This window comes from Pontibacter sp. HJ8 (assembly GCF_054824225.1).
The window spans coordinates 1-2,843 of sequence record NZ_JSYF01000501.1 but is presented as its reverse complement, the minus strand read 5'-3'; the positions used below and the strand labels follow the sequence as shown (position 1 = coordinate 2,843).

The following is a 2,843-nucleotide window of genomic DNA, read 5'->3' as shown; positions in this document are numbered from 1 at the left end:
ACCTGCCAAGTCAAATGCAACAGACTGACATCAAAGTAGTATACCCTATTAATACCAAATCAGTATACTCCCATAAAAACTCCTTTTCATAATATCATTTTCAACCTTAAGATCCCAGCACCATGAACAGTCTTAAGATAACCTTGCCACTGCCGCCCCAGCCTACCGAGTTAGAGAAAAAGGCAAACTTTTATAAGGTGATTGCTGCCATCATCTTCATTCTGGGGCTTGTCATTATTTTTAATAACTCGAATATTTTCTCCGGCCTGGTATTTCTGCTGTTCACATTTGTGAGTTACAGAGTACTGCGGGCTGCCAACGGATCTGATTTCCTGAAGGTACTCGACAACAGCTACCTGTTCATAGACGAAGAAAGATTTACGTTGCACCAGAGTCAGTATGCGTTTCAGAAAGGAGAACTTACGTTGGAAAACACCATCTTCTGGTCGCGTGTGCAGGAACTGACGATAAGTCCCGAATCATTTGAAGTGCTGATGCTCAATGGAGAGCGAAGACATATAGACCTGAGTTTCCTGACAGAGGCGAAACTAAGTGAAGTACAGGAAAGACTGTATGCCGTGAAGTCGGGTTTCAATATCTGACCGGGAAGCCTGGATGGAAGCACGCATCCGGGTATACCCTGGTGGGGTATAGCAGGATACAGCAAAGTCTTTTGTAAGGATCAAAGAGGCGGCTTTCAACTACTCCTCTACCGGAAGCAGTTTACCACTCTCCTCGTACTTGAGCATACCTACATCGAGCAACTCCCGGATCAGCAACGTCACGGTTTCGGCATGTTTGGGCTCAAATTGCTGTAGCAGTTCTTTCGGATGCAGCGTCTGCTCCTGCACCAGCTGGAGCAGTTTTTCCCGCAGCACCTTTTGCTCCTGCCCTTCCCGTTCCTTTTTGCGTTGTGCCAGGCAGTAGTCACAGATCCGGCAGCTCTTATCGCTTATTTCTCCGAAGTACTCCAGCAAAAGCTGTGTGCGGCAGCGGTCAGATGTTTCGACATAATGTGTCATCTCCTTCACCTGCTCCATCGCCCGGTCCCGTAGCTGGTCCAGTTTTTTGTGGTTAAGCGGGAGGTTGGCAGCATCCTGGCGCGGCATGGTGAAGACCAGCTGCGGCGCATCGTGTTGTGGCTCGTAGATGAGCACCTGCAGCTTGTGCAGGTACTCCAGCTTTCGCCTGATTTCCTGTTCGGGCTTATGCAGCAGCTCGGCCAGTTTGCGCTCCGAAATTTTGACAAAGCCCGAAAATGCTTCTCCTCCGAACATCCGCAAAACCATACGCAACAGGGCATCGTGTTCGGCGTTGGCTACCTGAAATTCATAGAGCGCCATGTTATCGAGCAGCAGGAAAATCCGGGAGGGTGAATAGTAGGACTCGTTGAGCTGGATATACCCTTCTCCTTCCAGCCGCTTGATGACATGGTGCACCTCCAGCGGCTTAAGCTTATAGTTTTTGGAGAAGGCAGCCAGGTCAAAGTCGAAGCTGCCCATAAAGCCACTGCCCACCGCTATTTGATAATAGTTGGCCAGGCACTGGTATACCCTGCGGATGAGCTCCAGCGGCGGATGCGCTTCTGCCACTTTTTGTTTCAGATCTTTGGTGTCGCTGGGGCCATAGAGCAGGGTAGCGTAGGCATACTTTTCATCACGCCCGGCGCGTCCTGCTTCCTGGTAATAGGCTTCCAGGCTCTCCGGCAGGTCGAGGTGCACCACCAGTCGTACATCCGGTTTGTCAATGCCCATCCCAAAAGCATTGGTCGCCACGATCACACGCACTTTGTCCTGTATCCAGGCATTCTGCGCCGTGTTGCGTTCTTCAAATTTGAGTCCCGCATGGTAGGCTGCTGCTGCGATGCGCCGGCTTTGCAGGAACTTAGCAAGCTCCACTGTCTGCCGGCGGCTCCGAACATATACAATTGCCTGCCCCGGTAGGCGCTGCAGTATTTCCAGAGCACGCCCTGCCTTATCCTCGGTGTAGAGGCAGGAGTAAGAGAGATTGGATCGCGCGAAGCTTTTAACAAATACGTTCTGCTGCTTAAAAACCAGCTTTTCCTGAATGTCCTGCCGTACCTGATCCGTAGCTGTCGCCGTCAGCGCCAGCACCGGCACCCCGGGCAGCAACTCCCGCAGCTCGGCCAGTTGCAAGTAGGGCGGTCGGAAATCGTACCCCCACTGCGAGATGCAGTGTGCCTCGTCCACGGCCAGTAGACTGACCTTCATCCGCTTCACCCGCTCCTGAAAAAGGTCGGTGAGCAGGCGCTCCGGCGACAGGTATAGGAACCTGATGTTACCATACACGCAGTTGTCCATGGCGATGTCTATTTCGCGCCGGTTCATGCCCGAGTAAATGGCTACAGCAGGTATACCCCGCTTTTTCAGCTGCTCGACCTGGTCCTTCATCAGCGCGATCAGTGGCGTGATGACCAGGCATACTCCCTCCTTAGCCATAGCCGGTACCTGGAAGCAGATGGACTTGCCCCCACCCGTCGGCAGCAACGCCAGCGTGTCCTGCCCCGCCAGCACAGACCGGATAATGTCCTCCTGCAGCGGCCTGAACTGGTCGTAGCCCCAATAAGTTTTGAGTATATGGTGGATGTCGTGCAAAGGAGGTTGTGTTTGAGTAGCGAAGATAAAGTATAGCGGACAGAAGTCAGAATTTATACTTGTTATTTAGACTTGCCGCAGGTCATTCATGATTTTCCGGTGGAACAACGTGCGAAATTTGGATATTTCACTACTGCTTCTGTTGGCGGAGTTGCCTGTATTCCAATGCCCTTTTACTTCTTGTTTCATAGTTGGCTGTGGAGCGCTCTAAGCCGCGGGGCATCGTCC

Annotated in this window: 2 protein-coding genes; one reads left to right on the top strand and one right to left on the bottom strand. The window is 52.0% G+C overall.

The features are described 5' to 3' along the window. The first annotated feature begins 122 nt into the window (after positions 1-122). Positions 123-602: a hypothetical protein gene (locus tag OB13_RS18590; RefSeq protein WP_461491684.1), complete on the top strand. Its 480-nt coding sequence runs from the start codon at positions 123-125 to the stop codon at positions 600-602. Positions 603-701: 99 nt separating this feature from the next. Here the strand turns inward: OB13_RS18590 and OB13_RS18585 are convergent, their stop codons facing one another. Beyond that, positions 702-2,615 (bottom strand): RecQ family ATP-dependent DNA helicase, encoded by a 1,914-nt coding sequence (locus tag OB13_RS18585; protein WP_461491683.1) that lies wholly within the window; start codon positions 2,613-2,615, stop codon positions 702-704. Positions 2,616-2,843 lie beyond the last annotated feature (228 nt).